The organism is Streptomyces venezuelae, from assembly GCF_008642355.1.
GTDB classification, from domain to species: Bacteria; Actinomycetota; Actinomycetes; order Streptomycetales; family Streptomycetaceae; genus Streptomyces; species Streptomyces venezuelae_B.
In genome coordinates, this window is the sequence record NZ_CP029193.1 from 2,025,494 (window position 1) to 2,052,081 (window position 26,588).

Consider the following 26,588-nt stretch of genomic DNA (forward strand, 5'->3'; position numbering starts at 1 on the left):
CGATCACGCAACAGGGGGGCGGACTTCACGCGTTCGCCCCCCTCGCGCGATTACCGCTCAGTATCGTGATCGCCCGTGACCAGTCGAAACGATCTTCAGTCGTCGCTCAACTCCCCGGCACCCAGCCGCCGTACGGTCGTCAAGGCCGCGGCCGCCACCGCCGCCCTCGGCGCCCCGCTCACCGCCATACCCGCCCACGCGGCCGAGAGACCCGCCTTCCACCACGGAGTCGCCTCCGGCGACCCGCTGCCCGACGGCGTCCTGCTGTGGACCCGCGTCACGCCCACCCCGGACGCCGTGCCCGGCTCCGGCAAGGGCCCCGACACCGAGGTGGCCTGGGAGGTGGCCGAGGACAAGGGGTTCACCCGCGTCGTCGGCCGCGGCACCACCACCGCACGGGCGGAGTCGGACCACACCGTCAAGGCCGACGTAAGGGGCCTGCACCAGGCGACCACCTATTACTTCCGCTTCTCCGTGGGCGAGGTGCACTCCCCCGTGGGCCGCACCCGCACCACCCCCGCGCACGACGCCGCCGCGCACGGCGTCCGCTTCGGAGTGGTGTCCTGCGCCAACTGGGAGGCCGGCCACTTCTCCCCGTACCGCCACCTCGCGGCCCGTACCGAACTCGACGCGGTCCTCCACCTCGGCGACTACATCTACGAGTACCGGAGCGGCGAGTACCCCTCCGCCGAGTACGTCGTACGTCAGCACGAGCCGCAGCACGAGATCAGGACGCTCGCCGACTACCGCACCCGGCACGGCGTCCACAAGACCGACCCCGACGCGCAGGCCATGCACGCCACGCACCCCGTCATCGCGATCTGGGACGACCACGAGTTCGCCGACAACGCCTGGTCGGGCGGGGCCGTGAACCACTCGCCGGAGACCGAGGGCGACTGGGCGGGCCGCATGGCGGCGGCCAAGCGCGCCTACTTCGAGTGGATGCCCGTGCGTCCCTCGACCGAGGGCACCGTCTACCGCCGCGTCCGCTTCGGCAGGCTGGCCGATCTGCACCTGCTCGACCTGCGGTCCTTCCGCTCCGAGCAGGCGGGGTTCGGCAGCGGCGAGGTCGACGACCCGGACCGTACGATCACCGGCCGCGCGCAGCTGGACTGGCTGAAGTCGGGTCTGGCCGCCTCGGACGCGGCCTGGAAGCTGGTCGGCACCTCGGTGATGATCACGCCGGTCGCCTTCGGCTCCCTGCCCGCCCACCTCCTGAAGCCCCTCGCGGAGCTGCTGGGCCTGCCCGGCGAGGGCCTGGCCATCAACACCGACCAGTGGGACGGCTACACGGACGACCGCAAGGAGCTGATCACCCACCTGCGCGACAACAAGATCCGCAACACCGTCTTCCTGACCGGTGACATCCACATGGCCTGGGCGAACGACGTGCCGGTCAAGGCCGCCACATATCCCCTGTCGGCCTCGGCCGCGACGGAGTTCGTGGTCACCTCGGTGAGCTCCGACAACATCGACGACATGCTCCACGTCGCGCCGCACACCGTCTCCCTCGTGGCGGCGGGCGCCCTCAAGGCCGCCAACCGCCACGTGAAGTGGCTCGACATGGACTCGCACGGCTACGGCGTCCTCGACGTCACCGCCGAGCGCTCACAGATGGACTACTACGTCATCTCGGACCGCACCGACCCGGCGGCGACGTCGTCGTGGGTGCGCTCCTACCGCACGCTCAACGGCACGCAGAAGGTCGAGCGCGTGCACAACCCGGTCCGCTGACCACCGGGAGCGAGCTCTAGAGGGTCTCCAGGAAGCCGAGCGCCGTGCGCCACGTCGCCTCCGTGGCCTCGGCGTCGTAGTCGTCGAGGTCCGGGTCGGTGTAGAGGTGCCCGGCGCCCGCGTACCGGTAGATCTCCACGTCGGCGCCCGCCCGGCCCATCTGCAGGTACCAGGCGCTCAGCCAGTCGTCGGACTCGAACGGGTCGGGCTCGGCGACGTGCAGCTGCACGGGCAGCTCGTCCACGGACGCGTTCTCCGCGAGGTCGGAGGTGCCGTGCAGGAGCAGCAGCCCGCGGGCCCTCTCGTCGCCGAGGGCGAGGGTCTGCGCGGTGGCGGCGCCGAGCGCGAAGCCCGCGTAGACGAGCCCCCGCTCCGAGTAGGGCGCGGCGGCGAGGATCGCGCGCTTCAGGATCTCGTCCTTGCCGAGCTCGTTCTGGAAGCTCCTGCCCTCCTCGACGCTGTCGAAGACGCGGCCCTCGAAGAGGTCGGGGGTCCACACCTCGTGCCCGGCGGCACGCAGCCGGTCGGCCGCCGCGTGCACCGCGGGGCGCAGGCCGTACGTCGAATGGAAAAGCACGATGTTCATGGGGCCATCGTGCCATCCGGGCCGTCCCCTACCCTCGGAGGCATGGAGAACGTACTGCGTCCGTTGATCGTGGTCGGCGGCTCGGTCGTGCTCACGGTGGTCGTCGGCTATCTCGTCGACATACTGCTGCGCCGGGCCGACGAGCGGCACCACGAGACCCCGCTGTGGGGGCTGCTGCGCCGCTGCCGCGTACCGCTGCAACTCGTCCTGTGCACCGCCATCCTGAGAGGCTCCTACGAACAGACGAAGATCGCCAAGGACCACTCGGCGGGCATCAGCCGCACGCTCACCCTCGTCCTCATCGGCTCCGCCGCCTGGCTCGTCGTGCGGATCGCGGCGGCCATAGTCGAGTCGTCGTACGCGCGCTACGCCGCGATGCACCGCGATCCGGCCCGCGTCCGCCGCGTCCGTACGCAGGTGACCCTCATCCAGCGGGTGGTCACCGCGATCGTCGGTGTCGTGGCCGTCGCCGCGATGCTCCTGACGTTCCCCGCCATGCAGGCGGCGGGCGCCTCCCTGCTCGCCTCCGCGGGCATCCTCGGCATCGTCGCCGGTGTCGCCGCCCAGTCCACCCTCGGAAACCTCTTCGCGGGGCTGCAGATCGCGTTCGGCGACATGGTGCGGCTCGGCGACACGGTGGTGGTGAACGGCGAGTGGGGCACGATCGACGAGATCACGCTGACGTTCCTGACCGTCCGCACGTGGGACGAGCGCCGGATCACCATGCCCGTGTCGTACTTCACGTCGAAGCCGTTCGAGAACTGGTCGCGCGGCGGCGTCGAGATGACCGGCACGGTCTTCTTTCACCTGGACCACTCGGCGCCGATCGCGCTGATGCGCGACCGGCTCCACGACATCCTGCGCGACTGCGCCGCGTGGGACGGGAGGGACTGGGGTCTCGCCGTGACGGACACCACGCCGACGACGATCCAGGTCCGCGCCCTGGTCACCGCGAAGGACGCGGACGACATATGGACGGTGCGGGTCACGGTCCGCGAGCAGATGATCCGCTGGCTCACCGAGCACCACGCCTACGCGCTGCCGCGGGTCACCACCGCCACCGCGGAGCCTTCGCCGAACGGCCACCGCCCGCACTTCGAGAAGTTCACGCCGGACGTGCCCCGGACGGGCCGGGGCTGATCCGGGTCAGCGCAGACTCCGTATGTCGAGGTGGTGCAGGACCCGGTCGACGACCTCGGGGTCGGCACCGGGTTCGCTGCGCGCCGCGAGGACCTCGTGGCGGGCGGCGGACATCATCTCGCGCTGGATGCGCTGGACGGCCTTCCACCGGTCGACGCGCTTGGCGTACCGCTCGCGGCGTTCGTCGTCGACCAGGTCCGGGCTGATCCGCGCCCCGATGTCGAACGCCCCGCGCTGCAGCCGCTCGGTGACGTCCTCGGGGAGCTCCTCGACCTCCTCGATCTCCTTGAGGCGGCGCTTGGCGGCCTTGGCTGCGCGCAGGGCGAGCGTGCGCTCCAGCTCGCGCTCCTTGTCGGCGTCGGCGCGCACCCCGAGCCTGCGCACCAGCCAGGGCAGGGTGAGCCCCTGCGCGATGAGCGTGGCCATGATCACGCAGAACGCGATGAAGATGATCTCGTCGCGGGCCGGGAACGGACTCCCGTCCTCCGTCTTGAGCGGGATGGCGAGCGCAAGCGCCACGGACGCCACGCCCCGCATCCCCGACCACCACATGACGACGGTCTCGCGCCAGGTGGTCGGAATCTCCTCGTCGACGTCGCGCAGCTTGTGCAGCCGCTTGGCGAGCCAGGTCGCGGGCAGCAGCCACAGCAGGCGTACGCCGACGACGACGGCGACGATCGCCGCGCCCCAGCCGAACATCTCCCACTGGCGGCCGCTCGCGATGCCGAAGACGTTGTGCAGCTCCAGGCCGATGAGGCCGAAGGCGATGCCGGTGACCAGGGTGTCGACGATCTGCCAGAAGGTCTGCCCGGTGATGCGGCCGAGCACGTCGTCGGCGTCGACGGCGTTCTCCGCGAGGTAGAGCGCGGTGACGAGCACCGCGAGCACGCCGGATCCGTGCAGCTCCTCGGCGAGTACGTAGCTGACGAACGGCACGAGGAGGGTGAGACCGGTCTGCAGGGTGGCGTCGCCGAGGAGGCCCATGAGCTTGTTGGTGAGCCAGCCGAGCACGAGGCCGACGACGACGGCGACCACGGCCGACAGGACGAGGAGCCCCACGGCGGAGGGCCAGGAGAACGAGCCGCTCACCGCCGCCGTGATCGCCACATGGTAGAGCACGATCGCCGTGACGTCGTTGAAGAGCCCCTCGCCCTCCAGGATCGACACGAGCCTGCGCGGCAGCCCGAGCGACCCGGCGACCGCGGTCGCGGCGACGGGGTCGGGTGGCGCGACGAGCGCTCCCAGCGCCACGGCCGCCGCGATCGGCAGCCCCGGCACGAACGAGTTCGCGACCGCGGCGACCGCGGCGGTCGTCACGAAGACGAGGGCCACCGCGAGCAGCAGGATCGGCCGGATGTTGGCCGTGAACTGCCGCCAGGACGTGCGCTGCACGGCGGCGTAGAGCAGCGGCGGGAGCACCAGCGGAAGGATGTAGTCCGGCGGGATCTCCACATTGGGCACGAACGGCAGCAGCGCCATGCCGATGCCGGCCAACGTCATCAGGACCGGCGCGGGCAGCCCGAACCGCTCCCCCAGGGGCACGGTGAGCACGGCACCGAGCAGCAAGATGAGCACCAGCGCCAGTTGATCCACGTGTGCACTCCGGCGGTCGAGACTTGGACGATCAAGACCTCAACCCTGCCACGCCACGGACGTCAACCGGAGCGGCGCGCTCGCTCGGCTCGCTGGGCGAGTGACTTCCGCATCGCGCGGTGCGGGATGCCGGCGTCGGGGAACTCCGGTCCGTACACCTCGTAGCCGAGGCGTTCGTAGAAGCCCAGGGCGTGGGTCTGCGCGTGCAGGTCGACCGCGGTCAGGCCACGCGCGCGTGCCGCGTCCTCGATGGCGCGGACCAGGGCGGCGCCGACGCCGAGCCCGCGCGCGGCCCGTGTCACCGCGAGCCTGCCGAGCGCGCCCACGGTGGTGTCCCCGCCGTTCTTGGCGGCCGCGGCGGACCCGGTGAGCAGTCGGCCCGTGCCCAGCGGGACGCCGTCCTCGCGGACAGCCAGGACGTGCACCGCGCGGGCGTCGTACTCGTCGTACTCCAGCTCTTCGGGTACCTGCTGCTCGGCCACGAAGACGTCCTTGCGGACGGCGAAGCAGGCCTCCACGTCGTCGGTGTGCTCGGCGATGCGGACCGTCACTCCGGTCACGAGCTCTCCGCCCGCACGCGGTCGAGGGCCTGCTGCAGGTCGTCGGGGTAGCCGCTCTCGTACTCCACCCACTGGCCGTCGCCCGGGTGCTCGAAGCCGAGCCGGACCGCGTGCAGCCACTGGCGGGTGAGGCCGAGGCGCTTGCCGAGAGTCGGGTCCGCGCCGTACGTCAGGTCGCCCACGCACGGGTGCCGGTGGGCCGACATGTGCACGCGGATCTGGTGCGTGCGGCCCGTCTCCAGCTTGATGTCGAGCAGGGAGGCGGCGCGGAAGGCCTCGATGAGGTCGTAGTGCGTCACGGAGGGCTTGCCCTCGGCGGTGACCGCCCACTTGTAGTCGTGGTTCGGGTGGCGGCCGATGGGTGCGTCGATGGTGCCGCTCATCGGGTCGGGGTGGCCCTGGACCAGCGCGTTGTAGCGCTTGTCGACCGTGCGCTCCTTGAACTGGCGCTTCAGGGAGGTGTACGCCCGCTCCGACTTGGCCACGACCATCAGGCCCGAGGTGCCCACGTCCAGGCGGTGCACGATGCCCTGGCGCTCGGCGGCGCCGGAGGTGGAGATCCGGTAACCGGCCGCCGCGAGGCCGCCGATCACGGTCGTGCCCGTCCAGCCGGGGCTCGGGTGCGCGGCCACGCCGACCGGCTTGACGATCACGACGATGTCGTCGTCGTCGTGCACGATCTCCATGCCCTCGACGGGCTCGGCGACGATCTGCACCGGAGCGGGCGCCTGCGGCATCTCCACTTCCAGCCAGGCGCCGCCGTGCACCCGCTCGGACTTGCCGACCACCGAGCCGTCGACCGAGACCTTCCCCGCCGCGGCGAGCTCGGCGGCCTTCGTACGGGAGAACCCGAACATGCGCGAGATGGCGGCGTCGACGCGCTCGCCCTCAAGGCCGTCCGGCACGGGCAGGGTACGGATCTCGGGAATCGTGCTCACCCATTGAGTATGCAGGAGCGCACCGACACTCCCGCACCACAGGGTTCCCGCGCGCTCCTGCCGGAGGGGCTCTCAGTCCTTGTGGACCGTGCCGTCCGGGTCCAGACCGCGGAAGGAGAGCAGGACGATCAGGATGCCGCCGCAGACGATCGCCGAGTCCGCGAGGTTGAACACCGCGAAGCCCTTCGGGGCGATGAAGTCGACGACCGCGCCCTCGAAGACGCCGGGCGCGCGGAAGAGGCGGTCGGTGAGGTTGCCGAGGGCACCGCCGAGCAGCAGGCCGAGGGCGATCGCCCACGGCAGGCTGTACAGCTTGCGGGCGAGCCGTGCGATCACCACGATGACCGCCGCGGCGATGCACGTGAAGATGACGGTGAAGGCCTCGCCGAAGCCGAAGGCCGCGCCCGCGTTGCGGATCGCGGAGAGGCGGAGCCAGTCGCCGATCAGGTCGATCGGCTCGTGGTGCTCCAGCTTGGCGACCACGATCATCTTGCTGATCAGGTCGAAGGCGTACGCGACGACGGCCACGGCGAAGAGCACGGCGATCTTGCGCTTGCCCTTGCCGGCGCTTCCGCCGTCGCCCGTGCCCGCGTCTTCACTCTCGCTCTCGGCCTGCCGCTGCCCGTCCTGCCGGGCCGCCGCCGTCTCCTCGGAGTCCGGACCGGACTGCTCCGGCCCGTCCCCGGCCGCCTCAGGGATGTCCGGCGTACCGATGATGCGCTCCGCCTCTGCCACGTGAGTCCCTCAACCTAGGTACCTGACTGGGGACGAGAGTACGGCACACACGTACGGCCCCCGGCGCCCAGGCCGCGCTCAGTAGCGGCGTTCCTGCTTCTGCTTGCACTCCACGCACAGCGTCGCGCGCGGGAAGGCCTGCATCCGGGCCTTGCCGATCGCGTTGCCGCAGTTCTCGCAGAGGCCGTACGTCCCCGCGTCGAGGCGCTCAAGGGCGCGCTCGGTCTGCAGGAGCATCTCGCGCGCGTTGGCCGCCAGCGCCATCTCGTGCTCCCGCGTGATGTTCTTCGTGCCGGTGTCCGCGTCGTCGTCGCCCGCCCCGTCCCCGGAGTCCCGCATCAGCCCCGCCAGGGCGTCCTCGGAGGACGCGATCTCGCTGCCGAGGCGCAGCACCTCGCTCTGCAGCTCCGTACGGGCCTCCGCGACCTCTTGCGGGGTCCAGGGGTCCTCCCCGGGCCGGACGGCGAGCTCGCCGGGCTCCGCGGCGGCGCCCCGCGCCTTGGGCACCGCCGTCGACTGCTTCGCCGCTGTCGCCGTGCCCGGAGTCTTCTTCGCAACCACCGTCGTGGCTCCCGTCGTCTCCGCGGCCTCAGCCGCACCCTCGGCCGCGGACGCGACCGTCTTCTTGACCGTGCTCTTCTTGGCCGCACTCTTCTGCGCGCCGCTCACTTGCGCGGCGCCATCTTGCTCGCCGCTGCCCTGCGCGGCGCCTTCCTGCGCGGCGCTCTTCTTGCCTGCACGTTTCTGCGCGCCACTCACCGGCCCCGCGCTGTCGTGCTCCGCGCTCGTGTGCGCGGGGCTCTTCTTGGCGGGCGCCTTCTCGCCGATGGCCTTTTCAGCGGTGGCCTTCTTGGCAGCGGCTTTCTTGGCTGTCGCCTTCTTGGCAGCGGCTTTCTTTGCTGTCGTCTTCTTGGCTGTCGCCTTCTTGCCAGCCGCCTTCCTTGCCGGTGCATCGGCAACGGTGGCCTCAACGCCTGCGTCCGCCGCGGCCCCGGCCTGCGTGCCCTTGGCGGCGGTCCCCGCTCCTTCCACACTCTCCGCGGCCGCAGCCCCCGCTGACGTCCGCTTGGAGCCCGCCGCCTTGCCCGCCGTGCTCTTGGAAGCCGTGCTCTTGGAAGGTGTGCTCTTGGAGGCCGTACGCCGGGCGGTCGTGCCCTGGGTCGCCGCCTTCGAAGCCGTCGCCTTGACCGACGGTGTCTTCGGCGCCGTCGTCGTCCCTGAGCCCGCCTTCGTCGTCGCCCCGGCGGCCGGAGCCTTCCCCGCCGCGCCGGTGGATCTGCCGGACGCCGACTGCTGTACGGCGGTCTTCTTCGCCACCATGGCCGCGGCCCCTTCACATATTGTGATCTTGCTCGCGAATCGTGCTGGGACGATAAATCGACTCCAGGCCCGCGGCAACGGGGCACGCCGCCCGATCCCCCCGCCCCGCAGGTGCCGCGAGGCGAGTCTGCATGCGTTGTGCCCAACTCCCTGCCGGGTAATCCGCAGGACGGAACGCGCCCGGAACCGCTCGCCCCGCATGTCGCCATTCGGGTCAGTCGCCGCCCCCTCCCCCGCCCGCCCGGAGGCTCCCGGAAGACCGGTCGGAGTCCCCTCCCCGCGCGCCGTACACTGGACGACAGCGAGAAGCGTGGATGGGGACGAGTAGCGGCGTACGCAGCCATGAGCGACCCGGGGACGGTGCGAGCCCGGGGGCCGGCGCGACGTGAAGATCACCCCGGAGCCGCCGGAAGAACGCCGAGGCGAGACAGCCGAGGCCAGTAGAACCGGTATCGCGACCCCAATGAGGGGGCTCACCGGTGCGAACCCCGCGCCGGAGGGCCAAGGAGGGTGGTACCGCGGGAGCGCGCCGCACCAGGCGCACACGGCTCTCGTCCCTCCGACGGAAGGCAGCACATCCGCCGGAGGACTCGTTGAATACGCCGCCGCAGTACCGTCAGGTGCCCGCCCAGGTCGACCTGCCCGCCCTCGAGCACGCCGTGCTCGACTTCTGGCGCGAGCAGAAGATCTTCGCCCGGAGCCTCGAGCAGTCCGAGGGCCGCCCCGAGTGGGTGTTCTACGAAGGCCCGCCCACCGCCAACGGCATGCCGGGGGCCCACCACATCGAGGCCCGCGTCTTCAAGGACGTCTTCCCGCGCTTCCGCACCATGCGGGGCTACCACGTCGCCCGCAAGGCCGGCTGGGACTGCCACGGCCTCCCCGTCGAGCTCGCCGTCGAGAAGGAACTCGGCTTCAACGGCAAGAAGGACATCGAGGCGTACGGCATCGCCGAGTTCAACGCCAAGTGCCGCGAGTCCGTGACCCGGCATACCGACGCCTTCGCCGAGCTCACGACCCGCATGGGGTACTGGGTCGACCTCGACGACGCGTACCGCACGATGAACCCCGAGTACGTCGACTCGGTCTGGTGGTCGCTGAAGGAGATCTTCAACAAGGACCTCCTCGTCCAGGACCACCGCGTCGCCCCCTGGTGCCCCCGCTGCGGCACCGGCCTCTCCGACCACGAGCTGGCGCAGGGGTACGAGACGGTCGTCGACCCGTCCGTCTACGTCCGTTTCCCCCTCACCTCCGGACCTCTCGCGGGCGAAGCCGCCCTCCTGGTCTGGACGACGACCCCGTGGACCCTCGTCTCCAACACCGCCGTCGCCGCGCACCCCGACGTCACGTACGTCGTCGCGACGGATGGCCAGGAGAAGCTGGTCGTCGCCCAGCCGCTCGTCGAGAAGGCCCTCGGCGAGGGATGGGAGACCACCGGCGAGACCTTCACCGGCGCCGAGATGGAGCGCTGGAACTACCAACGTCCGTTCGAGCTCGTAGAGTTCCCGGCCCCCGCCCACTACGTGGTGAACGCCGAGTACGTGACGACGGAGGACGGCACCGGTCTCGTCCACCAGTCCCCCGCCTTCGGTGAGGACGACCTCAAGGTCTGCCGTGCGTACGGCCTGCCGGTCGTCAACCCGGTCCGCCCGGACGGCACCTTCGAGGAGGAGGTCCCCCTCGTGGGCGGCGTCTTCTTCAAGAAGGCCGACGAAAAGCTGACCGCCGACCTCGACGAGCGCGGGCTGCTCTTCAAGCACATCGCCTACGAGCACAGCTACCCGCACTGCTGGCGCTGCCACACGGCCCTGCTTTACTACGCCCAGCCGTCCTGGTACATCCGCACCACGGCCATCAAGGACCGCCTCCTCCAGGAGAACGAGAAGACCAACTGGTTCCCGGAGTCCGTCAAGCACGGCCGCTTCGGCGACTGGCTGACCAACAACGTCGACTGGGCGCTGTCCCGCAACCGCTACTGGGGCACCCCGCTGCCCATCTGGCGCTGCGAGGAGGACCACCTCACCTGCGTCGGCTCCCGCGCCGAGCTCTCCGACCTCACGGGCACCGACCAGTCCGGCCTGGACCCGCACCGCCCGTTCATCGACGCCGTCACCTTCCCCTGCCCGCAGGAAGGCTGCGGAACGACGGCCACACGCGTGCCCGAGGTCATCGACGCCTGGTACGACTCGGGCTCGATGCCGTTCGCGCAGTGGGGCTACCCGCACAAGAACAAGGAGCTCTTCGAGAGCCGCTACCCCGCGCAGTTCATCTCGGAGGCCATCGACCAGACCCGCGGCTGGTTCTACACGCTGATGGCCGTCGGCACCCTGGTCTTCGACAAGTCGTCCTACGAGAACGTGGTCTGCCTCGGTCACATCCTCGCCGAGGACGGCCGCAAGATGTCCAAGCACCTGGGCAACACCCTGGACCCGGTCCCGCTCATGGACCAGCACGGCGCCGACGCGGTCCGCTGGTTCATGGCGGCCGGCGGCTCCCCCTGGGCGGCCCGCCGCGTGGGCCACGGCACCATCCAGGAGGTCGTCCGCAAGACCCTCCTCACGTACTGGAACACGGTCGCCTTCCAGGCGCTGTACGCCCGTACATCGAAGTGGGCCCCCAGCGAAGCCGACCCGGCGCCCGCCGACCGCCCGCTCCTGGACCGCTGGCTGCTCAGCGAGCTGCACGCGCTCACCGACCAGGTCACCCAGGCACTGGAGAGCTACGACACCCAGCGCGCGGGCAAGCTCCTGTCCGTCTTCGTCGACAACCTCTCGAACTGGTACGTCCGCCGCTCCCGCCGCCGCTTCTGGCAGGGCGACAAGGCGGCCCTGCGCACCCTGCACGAGGTCGTCGAGACGGTCACTCGCCTGATGGCCCCGCTGACCCCGTTCATCAGTGAGCGTGTCTGGCAGGACCTGATCGTGCCGGTGACGCCCGACGCCCCGGAGTCGGTGCACCTGTCCACCTGGCCGGAGGCGGACCTCTCCGCCATCGACCCGGACCTGTCCCAGCAGATGGTTCTCGTACGCCGACTCGTCGAGCTCGGCCGCGCCACGCGCGCCGAGTCGGGCGTCAAGACCCGCCAGCCGCTGTCCCGCGCGCTGATCGCGGCGACGGGCTTCGACTCCCTCAACCCGGAGCTGCACGCCCAGATCACCGAGGAGCTCAACGTCTCCTCGCTGGCGTCGCTCTCCGAGGTCGGCGGTTCACTGGTCGACACCACGGCCAAGGCGAACTTCCGGGCGCTCGGCAAGCGGTTCGGCAAGGGCGTGCAGGCGGTCGCCAAGGCCGTCGCCGAGGCGGACGCCGCCGCGCTGTCCCTCGCCCTGCGCGAGGGCACGGCCTCCGTGGAGGTCGACGGCGAGACGGTGACGCTGGCCCCGGACGAGGTCATCATCACGGAGACCCCCCGCGAGGGCTGGTCGGTGGCGTCCGAGTCCGGCGCCACGGTCGCCCTCGACCTGGAGATCACCGAGGAGCTGCGCCGGGCAGGACTGGCCCGCGACGCGATCCGCCTGATCCAGGAGGCCCGCAAGAACAGCGGCCTGGACGTCGCGGACCGGATCGCCCTGCGCTGGACCTCGACGGACGAGGCGGTGTCCACGGCCCTGGCCGAGCACGCCGGGCTGATCGCGGACGAGGTCCTCGCGACAGACTTCGCCGAAGGCGAGGCGGCGGACGACTCCTACGGAGCGCCGTTCACGGACGACTCCCTGAAGCTGACCTTCCGCCTCCGCAAGGCGTAAGCACCCGCACGAAGGCCCGGTCCCGCCGATGATCTCGGCGGGACCGGGCCTTTTGCGCATTCCGGCCCAGGGCGGGCGCACAAAAGGGCCGGGCCCCCAGAAACTCTGGGGGCCCGGCCCTGAACGCTGCCGACGCCTAGGGCGTGGTCACGCCCGTCAGTTGTCGTCCTCGTCGATGAGGAAGCCACGCATCGGCGACGGAGCCTGCTGCATCGGGGCGGGGCCCTGCGGCCGCACCGGCGCCATCGGCTGGGTCATCGCGGGAGACATCTGCTGCTGGCCGCCGTAGGACGGGCCGCCGTTGGGCTGGTTGTTGCCGCCCATCGACTGGTTGCCGCCGTAGGACGGGGCACCCGCACCGGCCGGAGCCATCGACGGCGCCGGGGACGGCGGCAGCGAGGCGGCGGCCGGAGTGCGCGGCGGGGCCAGCGAGTCGTCGGCCTGGGTCTCCAGCTGACGCAGCTGCGACTCCAGGTACGACTTCAGACGCGTGCGGTACTCGCGCTCGAAGCCGCGCAGGTCCTCGACCTTGCGCTCCAGCGTGGCGCGAGCGGACTCCAGGGAGCCCATCGCGACGCGGTGCTTCTCCTGTGCGTCCCGCTCCAGGGCGTCGGCCTTGGCACGGGCGTCACGCTCGAGGCCTTCGGCGCGCGAACGGGCCTCGCCGACGATCTTGTTGGCCTCGGAACGGGCCTCCGCGATCGCCTGGTCCGCGGTCTGCTGCGCGAGGGAGAGCACACGGGCGGCGCTGTCGCCGCCGGGGCCCTGACCGGGCTGCGGCATCTGCGGGCCGTGACCGCCCATCGGACCGCCCATGGGGCCGCCCATCGGACCCTGGCCCATCGGGCCCGGACCCTGCGGGCCGCCCTGCGGACCGTGTCCACTGGGGCCTGCGGGCAGCTGCGGAGCGCCACCGGGCAGCTGCGGCGGGCCGCCCATGGGGCCACCCATCTGCTGCTGCGGCGGGACCGGCTGCGGACCCGATATTGCGGCGGGCACGGGGGCACCGGGACCGCGCTGGTCCTGGGGGCCGGGGCCGTCGGGGCCCTTGCGCATCCCGCCCTGCTGCTGGTTCTGCGCGGCGGCACGGGTGGCCGCGGCGAGCTTGGCACGCAGGTCCTCGTTCTCACGGAGGAGCCGCGTCAGTTCGGCTTCGACCTCATCGAGGAAGGCATCGACCTCGTCCTCGTCATAGCCTTCTCGGAGGCGGACGGTCGTGAACTGTTTGTTCCGCACGTCCTCGGGGGTCAACGGCATCTCTTCACCTCAACGTAGTCGTCGGCATTCGGCAAGACCGTATTAGACATCGCACTCATCACAGCTGACTCACGATGTGGATCAGGATGTAGACGATGATCATCAGTACGAAGAAGGACAGGTCGAGCGCCACGCCCCCGAGACGCAGCGGCGGAATGAACCGCCGCAGGAGCTTGAGCGGTGGATCAGTGACAGTGTAGGTGGCCTCCAGAACGACCACCATCGGCTTGCCGGGTTGCCATGAGCGGGCGAACTGGAAGACGTAGTCCATGACCAGCCGGAAGATCAGCACGATGAGGAAGCACATCAGCGCGATGTAAAGCACCTGCACGACCACGCTCATGTTCGCGGTTCCCTCTCCCCTGTTACTCGTACTTCGTCGATCCGGTACTGCGGTTACGGCAACTACTGCATCACTGCGTCTCAGCTCTGGTTGAAGAACCCGCCCTCTGCGATGCGAGCCTTGTCCTCCGCCGTTACATCGACGTTAGCAGGCGACAACAGGAACACCTTCTGCGTCACTCGTTCAATGCTGCCATGCAGGCCGAAGACCAAACCGGCCGCAAAGTCGACAAGTCGCTTCGCATCCGTGTCGTCCATCTCCGTCAGATTCATGATCACCGGAGTGCCTTCACGGAAGTGTTCCCCGATGGTACGGGCCTCGTTGTAGGTCCGGGGGTGCAATGTGGTGATGCGGTAGGGCTCCCGCTCGGACACGACCTTGGGCATGATCACCGGTGCGTTCTTCTCCAGGCTCTGGCGTTCAGGTGTGATGGATGCCACGGGGGCGATTCGTGCCGGACGTCCGGATTCCGCGGCTGGCGAAGCGGAATGGGCCGCCGGCTCGCGCGGGGCGGGCGGCTGCACCACTCGCACCGATTCGTCCCTTTGTGACTGGTGGGACTGGTGCGACTGATGCGCTGGTTCGTGCCTCCTGCGGTCACGCTCCGGCTCCGGCTCGGGTTCGAACTCGTCATCGGGGTCGAACCCCGGACCGTCGTACCCATCGTCCTCCACGAGGCCGAGGTAGACCGCCATCTTGCGCATCGCGCCGGCCATGCTCTGAGTCCTCCGCTCTGTGGTGGATCGGCTGTCGTCACCAACTGCTCGCGATCCACGAGGTATCCCCGCCCAACAGCGAGAATGACCATATTTTCTGCTGTGGTCCGACTTCTTGGCGACGTTACCCGAGCCCGGCTCGGACTCCGAGTACCGCCGTTCCGACGCGCACATGTGTCGCCCCGGCCGCAACAGCCTGTTCGAGGTCCGCACTCATCCCTGCCGACACCATGTTCGCAGCAGGATGAGCCGCGCGCATGAGGGTTGAGAATTCCATCAACCGCTCGAACGCCGCCTGTTGCCGGCCCGCGTACGGTCCGGTGAGCGGGGCGACGGTCATCAGACCGTCGAGCCGCAGCCCCGGCGCCCCCGCCACGAGACCGGCCAACTCTTCGATTCCGCCCGGCCCGACGCCCCCGCGCTCGCCCCGGCCGTTCTCCTCCGCGTCGAGCGCGACCTGGATCAGACAGCCGAGCTCGCGCTCCGCGCGCACCGCGGCCGTCGAGAGAGCTGTGACGAGCTTGGGACGATCGACGGACTGCACCAGATCGGCATAACCGACCACGGAACGGACCTTATTGGTCTGCAACTGACCGACGAAGTGCCAGGTGAGAGGGAGGTCCGCGCACTCCGCCGCCTTCGGCGCCGCGTCCTGGTCGCGGTTCTCCGCGACGTGCCGCACACCGAGTTCGGACAGGATCCGCACATCGCTCGCCGGATAGGTCTTCGTGACCACGATCAGGGTCACTTCCTCGCGCTTGCGTCCGGCCGCGGCGCACGCCGCGGTGATGCGCTCCTCGACCTGCGCGAGATTCGCCGCGAGTTGGGTCTTCCGCTCCGTCATGCGCTATCAGTCCAGCCAGACATAGCCCGCGAGACGACCGGTGGTCCGGTCGCGGCGGTACGAGAAATGGTCACCGGATTCCAGGGTGCACACCGGCGACTGCGCCCGGTCGCACACCCCGAGCCGCACCAGCTGGGCGTGCACCCCGGCGGTCACGTCGACCGCGGGCGTGCCCCAACTCGTCTCGGCGTACGCCGCGGGCTCGATCGCGGCGGCGTCGGCGCGCATCGCCTCCGGCACTTCGTAACAGCGCCCGCAGACCGCGGGACCAGTGCGGGCGACGATGCGGCCGGGCTCCGCGCCGAGTCCCACCATGGCCTCGACGGCGGCGGGAACGACGCCCGCCAGCATGCCGGGACGGCCCGCGTGCGCCGCGGCCACCACCCCGGCGACCGGGTCGGCGAGCAGGACCGGCGTGCAGTCGGCGGTGAGGACGGCGAGGGCGAGGCCCCTGCGGGCGGTCACCACCGCGTCGACGGCCGGGATCTCGGCGTCGGGGCCCCAGGGCCCGTCGACCACCGCGACATCGCGGCCGTGCACCTGGTTCATCCAGACGACGCGGGCCGGGTCGAGGTCGAGGGCCTTGGCGGCGAGCGTGCGGTTGGTGCGCACGGCCTCGGGGTCGTCGCCGACCGCGCCGCCCAGGTTGAGCTCTTCGTACGGAACGGCGCTCACCCCGCCCCACCTGTCGGTGAAGGCGAAGTGCGCGCCGCTCACGGTGCTGTGCTTGCTTATCACTTCAAGAAGTCCGGCACGTCCAGCTCTTCGGCCTGGCTGTCCTGGTAGGGACGGGCCGGCGGGACCTGCGGCGGGGCCACCGGCGCGGACGGGGTCTCGCTCACCGGGGCCGCCTCAGCGGGCTCCGGGGTGGCGGGCTCGTCGCGCGGGGTGACGGAGCCGAGTCCGCCGAAGGCCGGGCGGGACGATTCGGCAGGGCGGGCGGGCGTCGCGGGCTCTTCCCGCTTGGCCTGGCCGGACGATGCCGAGCCGAGGACGTTGTCACGCTTGGACGGTGGCTGTCCGCCGTCGAAGCCCGCCGCGATGACGGTGACCCTGACCTCGTCGCCGAGGGCGTCGTCGATGACGGCGCCGAAGATGATGTTGGCCTCTGGGTGCGCTGCCTCGCTGACCAGCTGGGCCGCTTCGTTGATCTCGAAGAGACCGAGGTCCGAGCCGCCGGAGATGGAGAGCAGCACACCGCGGGCGCCGTCGATGGACGCCTCCAGGAGCGGCGAGGAGATCGCCATCTCGGCCGCGGCCACCGCGCGGTCGTCGCCGCGGGCCGAGCCGATGCCCATGAGCGCCGAACCGGCCTCGGACATGACCGACTTGACGTCGGCGAAGTCGAGGTTGATCAGGCCGGGCGTGGTGATGAGGTCGGTGATGCCCTGGACACCGGAGAGCAGGACCTGGTCCGCCGACTTGAAGGCGTCGAGGACGGAGACCTGGCGGTCCGAGATGGACAGGAGCCGGTCGTTGGGGATGACGATGAGGGTGTCGACCTCTTCGCGCAGCTCCGCGATGCCGTCCTCGGCCTGGTTGGCGCGGCGGCGGCCCTCGAAGGTGAAGGGCCGGGTGACCACGCCGATGGTGAGGGCGCCCAGCGAGCGTGCGATGTTGGCGACGACAGGTGCGCCGCCGGTGCCGGTGCCGCCGCCTTCGCCGGCGGTGACGAAGACCATGTCGGCCCCCTTGAGGACCTCCTCGATCTCCTCGCGGTGGTCCTCTGCGGCCTTGCGGCCGACGGCCGGGTTGGCGCCGGCGCCGAGTCCGCGGGTGAGTTCACGGCCCACGTCGAGCTTGACGTCGGCGTCGCTCATCAACAGGGCTTGCGCGTCGGTGTTGATGGCGATGAACTCGACGCCCTTGAGACCGACCTCGATCATCCGGTTGATGGCATTGACACCACCGCCGCCGACACCGATGACTTTGATGACTGCGAGGTAGTTCTGCGGTGCTGCCACGTCGAAGGCCTCTCGCCTCGAGTTACGTGTCGCCGTTTCGCTCTGGCGCGATACGACGACTGATGCCGAATGGGACGGTCCGAACGCCGACCCGAACCCTAACGCTGAAGTTTAGGGTTACCAGTGTGTCTGTTCCTTGGACTCTTCCGAACAGGACACTAAGTCGACAAGTGGCGCACGTTCAACGAACACGCCGAACCTCCCGTTTTTCTTTTCACCCTATGTGATCAGCCGTAGCGCTGCCGAACCAGGGTGCTGGCCTGCGACGATACGCGTCAACTGCCCGACGATGCGGGGGCGGTGGGGACGCTCACGTCGAAGTGCCGTGCCTTGGGCGCCGCTTTCATGAGCGCGGTGAGGGTAGTGGCCTTGGACCGCCCCTTCTCGCCGCTGCCCCAGTCGACGGTCCGTCCGCCCTTCAACTCCAGCGAGATGGAGTCGTACGAACGGACCTTGATGTTCCGGGTATCGCGGGCGACCGCTTCGGGCAGGTCACCGGCGACCCGCACCGCCTCGCGCAGCAGCCGGTCGGTGCCGAAGCGGCGCAGGCTGGCCGCCGCGCTGTCCCGGTCCACCCTCAATTCGAGCTTCGGGACTCCCCCGGGCGCGCGTCCGACCGTGGCGAATCGCACTCCCTCGGCGTCCACTTCGACGAACTTTCCGCCCTTTTCGATGAGGAGAACCGGCTTGCGTTCCGTCACTTTGAGTCCGATTCCGTGCGGCCAGGAGCGGACGACGTCAACCGAGTCAATTCGGGGCAATTTTGAGCGCAGCCGGTCCTCGATCGCATCCGTGTCGACCGAAATCAGTGGTTCCCCGACGGGGGCGTCGGCCGCCTCGCGGACTTCTTCGGGCGTCAGGACGCGGGTTCCCGACGTCTTCACGTCCTCGAGACGCAGCCACTGCGAACCGTAGAGCGCCCAGACCGCCCCGGTGCCGAACAGCACGGCGAGCACCGAAACGATGATCACAGTGCGCGAACGCGGCAGCCGGAGGCGGCGGGTGCGCTGCGGGCGGGGCGGGCCGGACTTCTTCTGCTGCCGTTCGGCGGTGGTCGGTCCGGCCACGGTCCCCTGCCTTCTCACGCGTTGCGGCGTGACGCAATCGCCTCGTACACCATGCCGACGAGCAGTTCGTCGGCGTCCCTGCGGCCGAACTCCGAGGCCGCGCGGGACATCTCGTACAGCCGGTGCGGGTCGGCGAGCACGGGCAGCACGTTGCCCTGGACCCACTCGGGCGTCAGTTCCGCGTCGTCGACCAGCAGTCCGCCGCCGGCCTTGACCACCGGCTGGGCGTTGAGCCGCTGTTCGCCGTTGCCGATCGGCAGCGGGACGTAGGCGGCGGGGAGCCCGACGGCGGAGAGTTCGGCCACGGTCATCGCGCCCGCGCGGCAGAGCATCATGTCGGCCGCGGCGTACGCGAGGTCCATCCGGTCCACGTACGGTACCGGGATGTAGGGGGGCATCCCCGGCATCTGGTGCACTTGCGGCAATTCGTTCTTCGGGCCGACCGCGTGCAGGATCTGGATGCCCGCGCGCTGGAGGACCGGAGCGACCTGCTGGACGACCTCGTTGAGCCGCCGGGCGCCCTGCGAGCCGCCGGAGACGAGCAGCGTCGGCAGGTTGGGGTCGAGGCCGAAGGCGGCGCGCGCCTCGGGACGGACCCGGGCCCGGTCCAGCGTCGCGATGGTGTGCCGCAACGGGATGCCGATGTATCGGGAGTTGCGCAGCTTGCTGTCAGGGGTGGCGACGGCCACCCCGTGCGCGTACCGCGAACCGATCTTGTTGGCGAGGCCGGGGCGCGCGTTGGCCTCGTGCACGACGATCGGTGTCCCGGTCCGCTTGGCCGCGAGGTAGCCGGGCAGGGCCACGTAGCCGCCGAAGCCGACGACGCAGTCCGCCTTGGTGCGCTCCAGGATCTGCTCGGCCGCCTTGATGGTGCCGCGCAGCCGCCCCGGGACGGTGATCAGTTCAGGGGTGGGCTTGCGCGGCAGCGGTACGGCCGGGATCAGCGCGAGTTCGTAGCCCCGCTCGGGTACGAGTCGGGTCTCGAGTCCACGCTCCGTGCCCAGGGCCGTGATGCCCACGGTCGGGTCCTGCCTCCGCAGGGCGTCCGCGAGGGCGAGCGCGGGCTCGATGTGGCCGGCGGTCCCCCCACCGGCGAGTACGACATGCACCGAAATTCACCGCTCTCCGGACGAACGCGCCTTGACGCGCCGTCGCATCGTGTTCCATCTCACCCGAGGTTGCCGCATGGCCAGGGCCGCCTTCGCCGCCGGGTCCGATCGCGCGAAGGCGATGAGGAGTCCGATGGCGAACATGGTCGGCAGCAGGGCCGAACCCCCGTAGGAGAACAGCGGGAGCGGGACACCGGCGATCGGCAGCAGACCGAGCACCGCACCGACGTTGATCACGGCCTGCGCCGTGATCCAGGTGGTCACGCCTCCCGCGGCATACCGTACGAAGGGGTCCTCCGTGCGTCCGGCCACGCGGATACCCGCATAGCCTAGAGCCGCGAACAGGGCGAGCACCGACAGTGTCCCTGCCAGGCCGAGTTCCTCCCCGGTGATGGCGAAGATGAAGTCGGTGTGCGGTTCCGGCAGTTGACCCCATTTTTCCACACTCGCGCCGAGTCCGGAACCGAAGAATCCGCCGGAGGCGAGGGCATAGATGCCGTGCACGGCCTGCCAGCACTGGTCGCCGGGGCCCGGATCCGTCGCGCCGATGCAGGCGAGCCTGGCCATGCGGTTGGGGCTGGTCTTGATGAGGATCACACCGAGGACCGCCGCGATGCTGAGCACCCCCGCGAAGAGCCGGGTGGGCGCTCCGGCCAGCCAGAGCAGTCCGAAGAGGATCGCGGTGAGAATGATCGCCGTGCCCATGTCGCCGCCGAGCATGATGAGTCCGAGCAGCATGAAGGCGACGGGGACGAGCGGCACGAGCATGTGCTTCCACTGGGCGAGGAGCCGCTTGTCGTGCTTGCGCGCGAGCAGGTCGGCGCCCCACAGGACCAGGGCGAGCTTGCCGAACTCACTGGGCTGGAGCTGGAACGGGCCGCCCAGGTAGATCCAGTTCTGGTTGCCGTTGACGCTGCGCCCTATCCCCGGGATCTGTACGAGGGCCATCAGGAAGACGGTCACCGCGAGGATCGGGTAGGCGAGCGCCCGGTGCAGTTTGATCGGCATCCGCATGGCGACCAGGAGCAGGATCGTGCCGAGCACGGCCGCCACGAACTGCTTGCGGAAGAAGTACGAGGCGGGCAGGTTGAGCTGCAGCGCCTGGATCATCGAGGCCGAGTAGACCATCACGAGGCCCAGGACGGTGATCAGCAGGCTGCTGCCGAAAATCAGGTAGTACGCCGTGAGCGGCCTGTCCCAGGCCTTGCGGACCCTGTTGTAGAGCCGCCTGGGCCCGCTCTCGCCCGGAGGCTGGGAGGCTCCTCTGGCGCGTACCGGAGCCGGTCGCCTCGCGACCCGCACGGAAGACCTGGCCACGTTCCCCTCCCAAGGGTGTGCCCGGCGCCCCGCCGGGCGGAAAGCCCGGTCAGGCGCTCGTGGAGCCGAGCTCGCGGACGGCGTCCGCGAACGCTTCACCACGCTTGTTGTAGTTGGTGAACATGTCCATCGACGCACAGGCCGGAGCCATCAGCACGGTGTCCCCCGGCTGGGCGAGTTCCGCCGCCCGGCGTACCGCCTCGGACATCGCCCCAGTGTCGGTCCGGTCGAGGTCGACGACCGGGACCTCGGGCGCGTGTCGCGCGAGGGCTTCGCGGATCAGCTCGCGGTCCGCGCCGATGAGGACGGCGCCGCGCAGCCGCTTCGCCGCGTTCTCGACGAGTCCGTCGAAGGTGGCGCCCTTGGCGAGGCCGCCGGCGATCCAGACGATCGACTCGTACGCCGCCAACGACGCCTCGGCGGCGTGGGTGTTGGTGGCCTTGGAGTCGTCGACGTACGCCACGCCCTCGACGTCGGCGACGTGTTCGATGCGGTGCGCGTCGGGGCGGAAGGCCCGCAGGCCGTCGCGGACGGCCGTCGCCTGCACGCCGAAGGCGCGGGCGAGGGCCGCCGCGGCCAGCGCGTTGGCGATGTTGTGCGGCGCGGGCGGCTGGACGTCGGAGATCTCGGCGAGCTCCTGGGCCTGCTTCTGGCGGTCCGGCACGAAGGCACGGTCGACCAGGATGCCGTCCACGACGCCCAGTTGCGAGGGCGCGGGCGCATTCAGCGTGAAACCGATGGCGCGGCAGCCCTCTTCGACGTCGGCCTCGCGGACGAGGTCCTCGGTGGCCTTGTCCGAGACGTTGTAGACGCAGGCGACCCTGTTGCCCTCGTAGATCCGCCCCTTGTCGGCGCTGTACGCCTCCATGGAGCCGTGCCAGTCCAGGTGGTCCGGCGCGAGGTTGAGGACCGCCGCGGAGTGGGCGCGCACCGAGGGCGCCCAGTGCAGCTGGTACGAGGAGAGCTCGACGGCGAGCACGTCGTACGCGTCGTCGCCCTCCAGGATCACGTCCACGATCGGGGTGCCGATGTTGCCGACGGCGGCCGTGCGCAGGCCGCCCGCCGTCAGGATCGAGGCGAGCATCTGCGTGGTCGTGGTCTTGCCGTTGGTGCCCGTGACGGCGAGCCAGGGTGCCGCGTCGGGGCCGCGCAGGCGCCAGGCGATCTCGACGTCGCCGACGACGTCCACGCCCGCGTCCGCGGCCGCCGCGAAGAGCGGTGAGGAGGGCTTCCAGCCGGGCGAGGTGACCACGAGGTCGGTGCCCTCGGGAAGCGTCTGCGCGTCTCCCAGACATACGGAGATGCCCTCGCCCTCCAGGGAGGCGGCACGCTCCTGGTGCGCCTCTCCGGAGCCGCCGTCCACGACGGTGACCGTCGCGCCGAGGCCGGCCAGGGCGCGGGCGGCACTGATGCCGCTCACGCCGAGACCGGCGACGGTGATGTTCTTGCCCTGCCACTCGGACACAGTGGTCACTTTTCGGCTGCCCATCCCGCGTAGAAGAGTCCGAGACCGACGATCACGCACATGCCCTGGATGATCCAGAAGCGGACCACCACAAGGACTTCGGACCACCCCTTGAGTTCGAAGTGGTGCTGGAGCGGTGCCATGCGGAAGACGCGCTTGCCGGTCAGCTTGAACGAGCCGACCTGGATGACGACCGACATGGTGATCATCACGAAGAGACCGCCGAGGAGCGCGAGGAGCAGCTCCGTGCGGGAGCAGATCGCGAGGCCGGCGAGCGCGCCGCCGAGGGCCAGCGAGCCGGTGTCGCCCATGAAGATCTTGGCGGGCGAGGTGTTCCACCACAGGAAGCCGAAGCAGGCGCCCATGAGCGCGGAGGCGACCACCGCGAGGTCGAGCGGGTCTCGCACCTCGAAGCACGCCTGGGGGTTGGTCAGGGTGACCGCGTTGGCGCACGACTCCTGGTACTGCCAGACGCCGATGAACGTGTAGGCGCCGAAGACCATCACGGAGGCGCCGGTGGCGAGGCCGTCCAGACCGTCGGTGAGGTTCACGCCGTTCGACATCGCGAGGATCATGAACAGCGCCCAGACCACGAACAGGACCGGCCCGATCGACCAGCCGAAGTCCGTGACGAACGACAGCTTGGTGGAGGCCGGGGTCTGGTTGCGGTTGTCCGGCCAGTTCAGCGCGAGCACGGCGAAGCCGATGCCGACGATCAGCTGACCGGCCATCTTCGCCTTGGCGCGCAGACCGAGCGAACGCTGCTTGACGATCTTGATGTAGTCGTCGAGGAAGCCGACGAGGCCCATGCCCGCCATCAGGAAGAGCACCAGGAGGCCGGAGAGCGTCGTCTCCGTGCCGGTGATGACCTTCGTGAGGAAGTACGCGATGAGCGTGGCCAGGATGAAGGCGATACCACCCATGGTCGGCGTACCGCGCTTGCTGTGGTGCTCGCGCGGGCCGTCGTCCCGGATGAACTGGCCGTAGCCCTTGCGGGCCAGGAGTTTGATCAGCAGCGGGGTACCGACCAGGGTCAGGAAGAGCCCGATCACGCCCGCGAAGAGGATCTGCCTCATCGGCCGGAGACCTGCCCCTCAGAAGACACCGCGGCGTCGTCGAGCAGCGCCGTGGCGACCTTCTCGAGACCGACCGACCTGGACGCCTTCACCAGCACGACGTCACCTGGGCGCAGTTCATTGCGCAGCAGGTCGATCGCCGCCTGTGCGTCGGACACGTGCACCGACTCCTCACCCCACGAACCCTCGTTGTATGCGCCCAGTTGGAGCCAGGACGCTTCCCTGCCCCCGACTGCCACGAGCTTGCTCACGTTGAGCCGGACGGCAAGGCGTCCGACCGCGTCGTGCTCGGCGAGCCCCTCGTCCCCGAGCTCGGCCATGTGCCCGAGCACCGCCCACGTACGACGTCCCTTGCCCATGGCCACGAGCGCGCGCAGGGCGGCTCGCATGGACTCGGGGTTCGCGTTGTAGGCGTCGTTGACGATGGTCACGCCGTCCGGGCGCTCGGTGACCTCCATCCGCCAGCGGGACAGCGTGCCCGCCTCGGAGAGCGCGAGGGCGATCTCGTCCACGGACATGCCCAGCTCATGGGCGACGGCGGCCGCGGCAAGCGCGTTCGACACGTGGTGCTCACCGTACAGCCGCAAGGTCACGTCGCTGCACCCGGAGGGTGTGTGCAGCGTAAAAGCGGGCTGTCCGTTCTCTGTGAGCCGGACATTTTCCGCCCGTACGTCGGCGTCGTCGGACTCCCCGAAGAGGAGGACGCGTGCCTTCGTGCGGGAAGCCATGGCGCGGACGAGCGGGTCGTCGGCGTTGAGGATCGCGGCGCCGTCCGCGGGCAGCGACTCCACCAGCTCACCCTTCGCGACCGCGATCTGCTCGCGGCCCCCGAACTCGCCGATGTGGGCCGTGCCGACGTTCAGGACGAGCCCGATCTTCGGCGGGGTGAGTCCGGTGAGGTACCGGATGTGGCCGATTCCGCGCGCTCCCATCTCCAGGATGAGGAAGCGTGTCTCGTCGGTGGCGCTGAGCGCGGTCAGCGGCAGGCCGATCTCGTTGTTGAACGAGCCCGGCGTGAAGACCGTGGGCGCCTTGCGCTGGAGCACCTGCGCGAGGAGGTCCTTGGAGCTGGTCTTGCCGACCGAGCCCGTCAGCGCCACGAGAGTGGCGCCGAGCCGCTCCACGACGTGGCGCGCAAGGGCTCCGAGGGCCGCCTGCACGTCGTCGACGACGACGGCGGGCACACCGACGGGCCGCGAGGCGAGCACGGCGACCGCGCCCGCGGCGACCACGTCGGCCGCGTAGTCGTGGCCGTCGACGCGCTCGCCGACGAAGGCGACGAAGAGGCTGCCGGGCTCCACCTCACGGGAGTCCCGGACGACGGGTCCGGTGACCTGGACGGCCGGATCCGGTATGTCGTACGTCTGCCCGCCGACGACGGTGGCGATCTCGGCGAGGGAGAGGGCGATCACAACTTCATCCCTGGGTTTGCTGGATAGCTTCGCGAAGCACCTGGCGGTCGTCGAAGGGACGCACCACCCCGGCGATGTCCTGTCCCTGCTCGTGGCCCTTGCCCGCGACCAGGACGGTGTCGCCCGGCTTCGCGCGGACGACGGCGGCGCGGATGGCGGCGGCCCGGTCCTCGAAGACGGCGACGTCGCCGCGTTCGTGGGCCGGGACGTCGGCGGCGCCTGCGAGCATCGTGGCGAGGATCGCGAGGGGGTCCTCGCCACGGGGGTTGTCCGATGTCAGTACGGCGGTGTCGGCGAGGCGGGCCGCGGCCGCGCCCATCGGCATCCGCTTGGTCTTGTCGCGGTCGCCGCCGCAGCCGAGCACGATGTGCAGCTTGCCCTCGGTGACCTTGCGCAGCGCGCGCAGGACCGATTCGACGGCGTCCGTCTTGTGGGCGTAGTCGACGACGGCGAGGTAGGGCTGGCCCTCGTCGACGCGCTCCAGGCGGCCGGGGACGCCGGGCACCGCGGCGACGCCGTCGGCGGCCTGCTGCGGGTCGATCCCGGCGACGGCCAGCGAGACGATCGCCGCGAGGGTGTTGGCGACGTTGAAGGGGCCCGCGAGCGGCGACTTGGCGTCGACGCGCTCACCCTTGGGGCCGACGGCGACGAACGTCGAGTCGAGCGGTCCGACCACGACGTCCTCGGCGCGCCAGTCGGCGTCGGGGTGGCCCTCGGCGGAGAAGGTGGTGACGGGCACCTCCGACTCCGTGATGAGCCTGCGCCCGTACTCGTCGTCGAAGTTGACCACGCCGACGCGGGAGCGGCGCTCGGTGAACAGCTGCGCCTTGGCCTGGAAGTAGTCCTCCATGCCGGAGTGGAACTCCATGTGCTCCGGGCTGAGGTTGTTGAAAACGGCGACGTCGAAGACGCAGCCGTCCACCCGCCCGAGCACCAGTGCGTGGCTGGAGACCTCCATGGCGACCGCCTCGACGCCGCGTTCGCGCATCACCGCGAACAGCGCCTGGAGGTCGGTGGCTTCGGGGGTCGTCCGCTCCGACTTGATGCGCTCGTCGCCGATGCGCATCTCGACCGTGCCGATGAGCCCCGTCGAGCGCACGCCCTTGAGGCCGCCCTCGATGAGGTACGCGGTCGTGGTCTTGCCGGAGGTGCCGGTGATGCCGATCTGCAGGAGGTCGCGTCCTGGGTGGCCGTAGATCGTCGCCGCGAGCTCGCCCATGCTGCCGCGCGGGTCGTCGACGACCAGGACCGGCAGGCCGGTGGCGGTCGCGCGCTCGGCGCCCGTCGGGTCGGTGAGCACCGCGGCGGCGCCGAGGTCGGCGGCCTGCGCGACGAAGTCGGCGCCGTGCATGCGGGCGCCCGGCAGCGCGGCGTAGATGTCGCCGGGGCGGACGGCGCGCGAGTCGTGCGTGATGCCCGTGATCTGCGCGCTGCCCGGATCGGCGACGCCCAGCCGGCCTGCGAGCTCGGTCAGCGAGGTCGGCGAGACCCGGTCCGGCCGCGGCGGTCCCGGATAGGTCACGGGAGCGCCCTTCTGGGTGGTTTGGGACTGATCAGCGTGTGGCACGGCGGTGAGCGTACCGGGCGTACCCCTCTCGGAGCGAAGTGAGGGGCGTGCCGGGGGGCGGTTCCCCGGGTCGGGGGTGATCGTTGTCACGGGTGGTTCCTG

At 70.4% G+C, this 26,588-nt stretch carries 22 protein-coding genes; 3 read left to right on the forward strand and 19 right to left on the reverse strand.

Translation table 11 applies throughout. The features are described from left to right. Positions 1–75: 75 nt before the first annotated feature. Positions 76–1,734, forward strand: a complete 1,659-nt coding sequence (locus DEJ47_RS09405; protein WP_150166783.1) for an alkaline phosphatase D family protein — start codon at positions 76–78, stop codon at positions 1,732–1,734. Positions 1,735–1,750: 16 nt separating this feature from the next. Here DEJ47_RS09405 and DEJ47_RS09410 read toward each other — a convergent pair whose 3' ends face one another. After that, positions 1,751–2,320: a dienelactone hydrolase family protein gene (locus DEJ47_RS09410; protein ID WP_150166785.1), complete on the reverse strand. Its 570-nt coding sequence runs from the start codon at positions 2,318–2,320 to the stop codon at positions 1,751–1,753. A gap of 42 nt (positions 2,321–2,362) precedes the next feature. Between DEJ47_RS09410 and DEJ47_RS09415 the strand changes: the two genes are divergently transcribed. Next, positions 2,363–3,460: a mechanosensitive ion channel family protein gene (locus tag DEJ47_RS09415; protein WP_150166787.1), complete on the forward strand. Its 1,098-nt coding sequence runs from the start codon at positions 2,363–2,365 to the stop codon at positions 3,458–3,460. 6 nt (positions 3,461–3,466) lie between these two features. Here the strand turns inward: DEJ47_RS09415 and DEJ47_RS09420 are convergent, their stop codons facing one another. The 5 genes from DEJ47_RS09420 to DEJ47_RS09440 form a co-directional block, all read right to left on the reverse strand. Beyond that, positions 3,467–5,053 (reverse strand): Na+/H+ antiporter, encoded by a 1,587-nt coding sequence (locus DEJ47_RS09420; protein WP_150166789.1) that lies wholly within the window; start codon positions 5,051–5,053, stop codon positions 3,467–3,469. Between the two features lie 62 nt (positions 5,054–5,115). After that, the gene (locus DEJ47_RS09425) at positions 5,116–5,613 is read right to left on the reverse strand and encodes a GNAT family N-acetyltransferase (RefSeq protein ID WP_150166791.1); all 498 of its coding nucleotides are present in this window, start codon (positions 5,611–5,613) and stop codon (positions 5,116–5,118) included. Beyond that, complete coding sequence (locus tag DEJ47_RS09430) at positions 5,610–6,551, reverse strand: RluA family pseudouridine synthase (RefSeq protein WP_150166793.1); 942 nt, start codon at positions 6,549–6,551, stop codon at positions 5,610–5,612. The genes DEJ47_RS09425 and DEJ47_RS09430 overlap by 4 nt, the downstream gene beginning before the upstream one ends. A gap of 72 nt (positions 6,552–6,623) precedes the next feature. Beyond that, a complete protein-coding gene (lspA, locus tag DEJ47_RS09435; RefSeq protein WP_150166795.1) occupies positions 6,624–7,286 on the reverse strand; it encodes a signal peptidase II in 663 nt (220 codons plus the stop codon). Positions 7,287–7,364: 78 nt separating this feature from the next. Further along, positions 7,365–8,606, reverse strand: coding sequence for a TraR/DksA family transcriptional regulator (locus tag DEJ47_RS09440; RefSeq protein WP_150166797.1), 1,242 nt, complete (start codon positions 8,604–8,606; stop codon positions 7,365–7,367). A 593-nt stretch (positions 8,607–9,199) separates the two neighbouring features. On the opposite strand from DEJ47_RS09440, the gene ileS reads away from it, so the two are divergent. Continuing rightward, a complete protein-coding gene (gene ileS / locus DEJ47_RS09445; RefSeq protein WP_150166799.1) occupies positions 9,200–12,349 on the forward strand; it encodes an isoleucine--tRNA ligase in 3,150 nt (1,049 codons plus the stop codon). A gap of 156 nt (positions 12,350–12,505) precedes the next feature. On the opposite strand, the gene DEJ47_RS09450 is transcribed toward ileS, so the two are convergent. From DEJ47_RS09450 to DEJ47_RS09515, 13 genes are all read right to left on the reverse strand, one after another. After that, the gene (locus tag DEJ47_RS09450; RefSeq protein WP_161235897.1) at positions 12,506–13,606 is read right to left on the reverse strand and encodes a DivIVA domain-containing protein; all 1,101 of its coding nucleotides are present in this window, start codon (positions 13,604–13,606) and stop codon (positions 12,506–12,508) included. Between the two features lie 58 nt (positions 13,607–13,664). Then, complete coding sequence (locus DEJ47_RS09455) at positions 13,665–13,949, reverse strand: YggT family protein (RefSeq protein ID WP_150166801.1); 285 nt, start codon at positions 13,947–13,949, stop codon at positions 13,665–13,667. An 80-nt stretch (positions 13,950–14,029) separates the two neighbouring features. Beyond that, complete coding sequence (locus tag DEJ47_RS09460; RefSeq protein WP_150166803.1) at positions 14,030–14,665, reverse strand: cell division protein SepF; 636 nt, start codon at positions 14,663–14,665, stop codon at positions 14,030–14,032. Between the two features lie 124 nt (positions 14,666–14,789). Continuing rightward, positions 14,790–15,509: a YggS family pyridoxal phosphate-dependent enzyme gene (locus DEJ47_RS09465; protein ID WP_150166805.1), complete on the reverse strand. Its 720-nt coding sequence runs from the start codon at positions 15,507–15,509 to the stop codon at positions 14,790–14,792. A 6-nt stretch (positions 15,510–15,515) separates the two neighbouring features. Then, complete coding sequence (gene pgeF, locus DEJ47_RS09470; RefSeq protein ID WP_161235896.1) at positions 15,516–16,226, reverse strand: peptidoglycan editing factor PgeF; 711 nt, start codon at positions 16,224–16,226, stop codon at positions 15,516–15,518. A gap of 17 nt (positions 16,227–16,243) precedes the next feature. Continuing rightward, positions 16,244–17,473 (reverse strand): cell division protein FtsZ, encoded by a 1,230-nt coding sequence (gene ftsZ, locus DEJ47_RS09475; RefSeq protein ID WP_150166809.1) that lies wholly within the window; start codon positions 17,471–17,473, stop codon positions 16,244–16,246. 275 nt (positions 17,474–17,748) lie between these two features. Then, complete coding sequence (locus DEJ47_RS09485; RefSeq protein ID WP_150166813.1) at positions 17,749–18,540, reverse strand: cell division protein FtsQ/DivIB; 792 nt, start codon at positions 18,538–18,540, stop codon at positions 17,749–17,751. A 14-nt stretch (positions 18,541–18,554) separates the two neighbouring features. After that, positions 18,555–19,649, reverse strand: coding sequence for an undecaprenyldiphospho-muramoylpentapeptide beta-N-acetylglucosaminyltransferase (murG, locus tag DEJ47_RS09490; protein ID WP_150166815.1), 1,095 nt, complete (start codon positions 19,647–19,649; stop codon positions 18,555–18,557). Positions 19,650–19,655: 6 nt separating this feature from the next. Continuing rightward, positions 19,656–20,951 (reverse strand): putative lipid II flippase FtsW, encoded by a 1,296-nt coding sequence (gene ftsW, locus DEJ47_RS09495; RefSeq protein ID WP_398334508.1) that lies wholly within the window; start codon positions 20,949–20,951, stop codon positions 19,656–19,658. 64 nt (positions 20,952–21,015) lie between these two features. Beyond that, positions 21,016–22,455 carry a UDP-N-acetylmuramoyl-L-alanine--D-glutamate ligase gene (gene murD / locus DEJ47_RS09500; protein ID WP_190415344.1) on the reverse strand — a complete coding sequence of 480 codons (1,440 nt, stop codon included), beginning with the start codon at positions 22,453–22,455 and terminating at the stop codon, positions 21,016–21,018. Further along, positions 22,437–23,507 carry a phospho-N-acetylmuramoyl-pentapeptide-transferase gene (gene mraY, locus DEJ47_RS09505; protein ID WP_055565239.1) on the reverse strand — a complete coding sequence of 357 codons (1,071 nt, stop codon included), beginning with the start codon at positions 23,505–23,507 and terminating at the stop codon, positions 22,437–22,439. Before mraY ends, murD begins: the two co-directional genes overlap by 19 nt. Beyond that, positions 23,504–24,919, reverse strand: a complete 1,416-nt coding sequence (locus DEJ47_RS09510) for a UDP-N-acetylmuramoyl-tripeptide--D-alanyl-D-alanine ligase (RefSeq protein WP_150166821.1) — start codon at positions 24,917–24,919, stop codon at positions 23,504–23,506. The genes mraY and DEJ47_RS09510 overlap by 4 nt, the downstream gene beginning before the upstream one ends. A 4-nt stretch (positions 24,920–24,923) precedes the next feature. Further along, positions 24,924–26,576 carry a UDP-N-acetylmuramoyl-L-alanyl-D-glutamate--2,6-diaminopimelate ligase gene (locus tag DEJ47_RS09515; protein WP_150166823.1) on the reverse strand — a complete coding sequence of 551 codons (1,653 nt, stop codon included), beginning with the start codon at positions 26,574–26,576 and terminating at the stop codon, positions 24,924–24,926. Positions 26,577–26,588 lie beyond the last annotated feature (12 nt).

What these genes read in the sequence shown, in the direction of transcription:
- DEJ47_RS09440 (WP_150166797.1), bottom strand. Translation starts at nt 8,606, where the DNA reads ATGGTGGCGAAGAAGACCGCCGTACAGCAGTCGGCGTCCGGCAGATCC.
- DEJ47_RS09460 (WP_150166803.1), bottom strand. Translation starts at nt 14,665, where the DNA reads ATGGCCGGCGCGATGCGCAAGATGGCGGTCTACCTCGGCCTCGTGGAG.
- DEJ47_RS09450 (WP_161235897.1), bottom strand. Translation starts at nt 13,606, where the DNA reads ATGCCGTTGACCCCCGAGGACGTGCGGAACAAACAGTTCACGACCGTC.
- DEJ47_RS09415 (WP_150166787.1), top strand. Translation starts at nt 2,363, where the DNA reads ATGGAGAACGTACTGCGTCCGTTGATCGTGGTCGGCGGCTCGGTCGTG.
- DEJ47_RS09455 (WP_150166801.1), bottom strand. Translation starts at nt 13,949, where the DNA reads ATGAGCGTGGTCGTGCAGGTGCTTTACATCGCGCTGATGTGCTTCCTC.
- murD (WP_190415344.1), bottom strand. Translation starts at nt 22,455, where the DNA reads ATGGGCAGCCGAAAAGTGACCACTGTGTCCGAGTGGCAGGGCAAGAAC.
- mraY (WP_055565239.1), bottom strand. Translation starts at nt 23,507, where the DNA reads ATGAGGCAGATCCTCTTCGCGGGCGTGATCGGGCTCTTCCTGACCCTG.
- DEJ47_RS09465 (WP_150166805.1), bottom strand. Translation starts at nt 15,509, where the DNA reads ATGACGGAGCGGAAGACCCAACTCGCGGCGAATCTCGCGCAGGTCGAG.
- DEJ47_RS09410 (WP_150166785.1), bottom strand. Translation starts at nt 2,320, where the DNA reads ATGAACATCGTGCTTTTCCATTCGACGTACGGCCTGCGCCCCGCGGTG.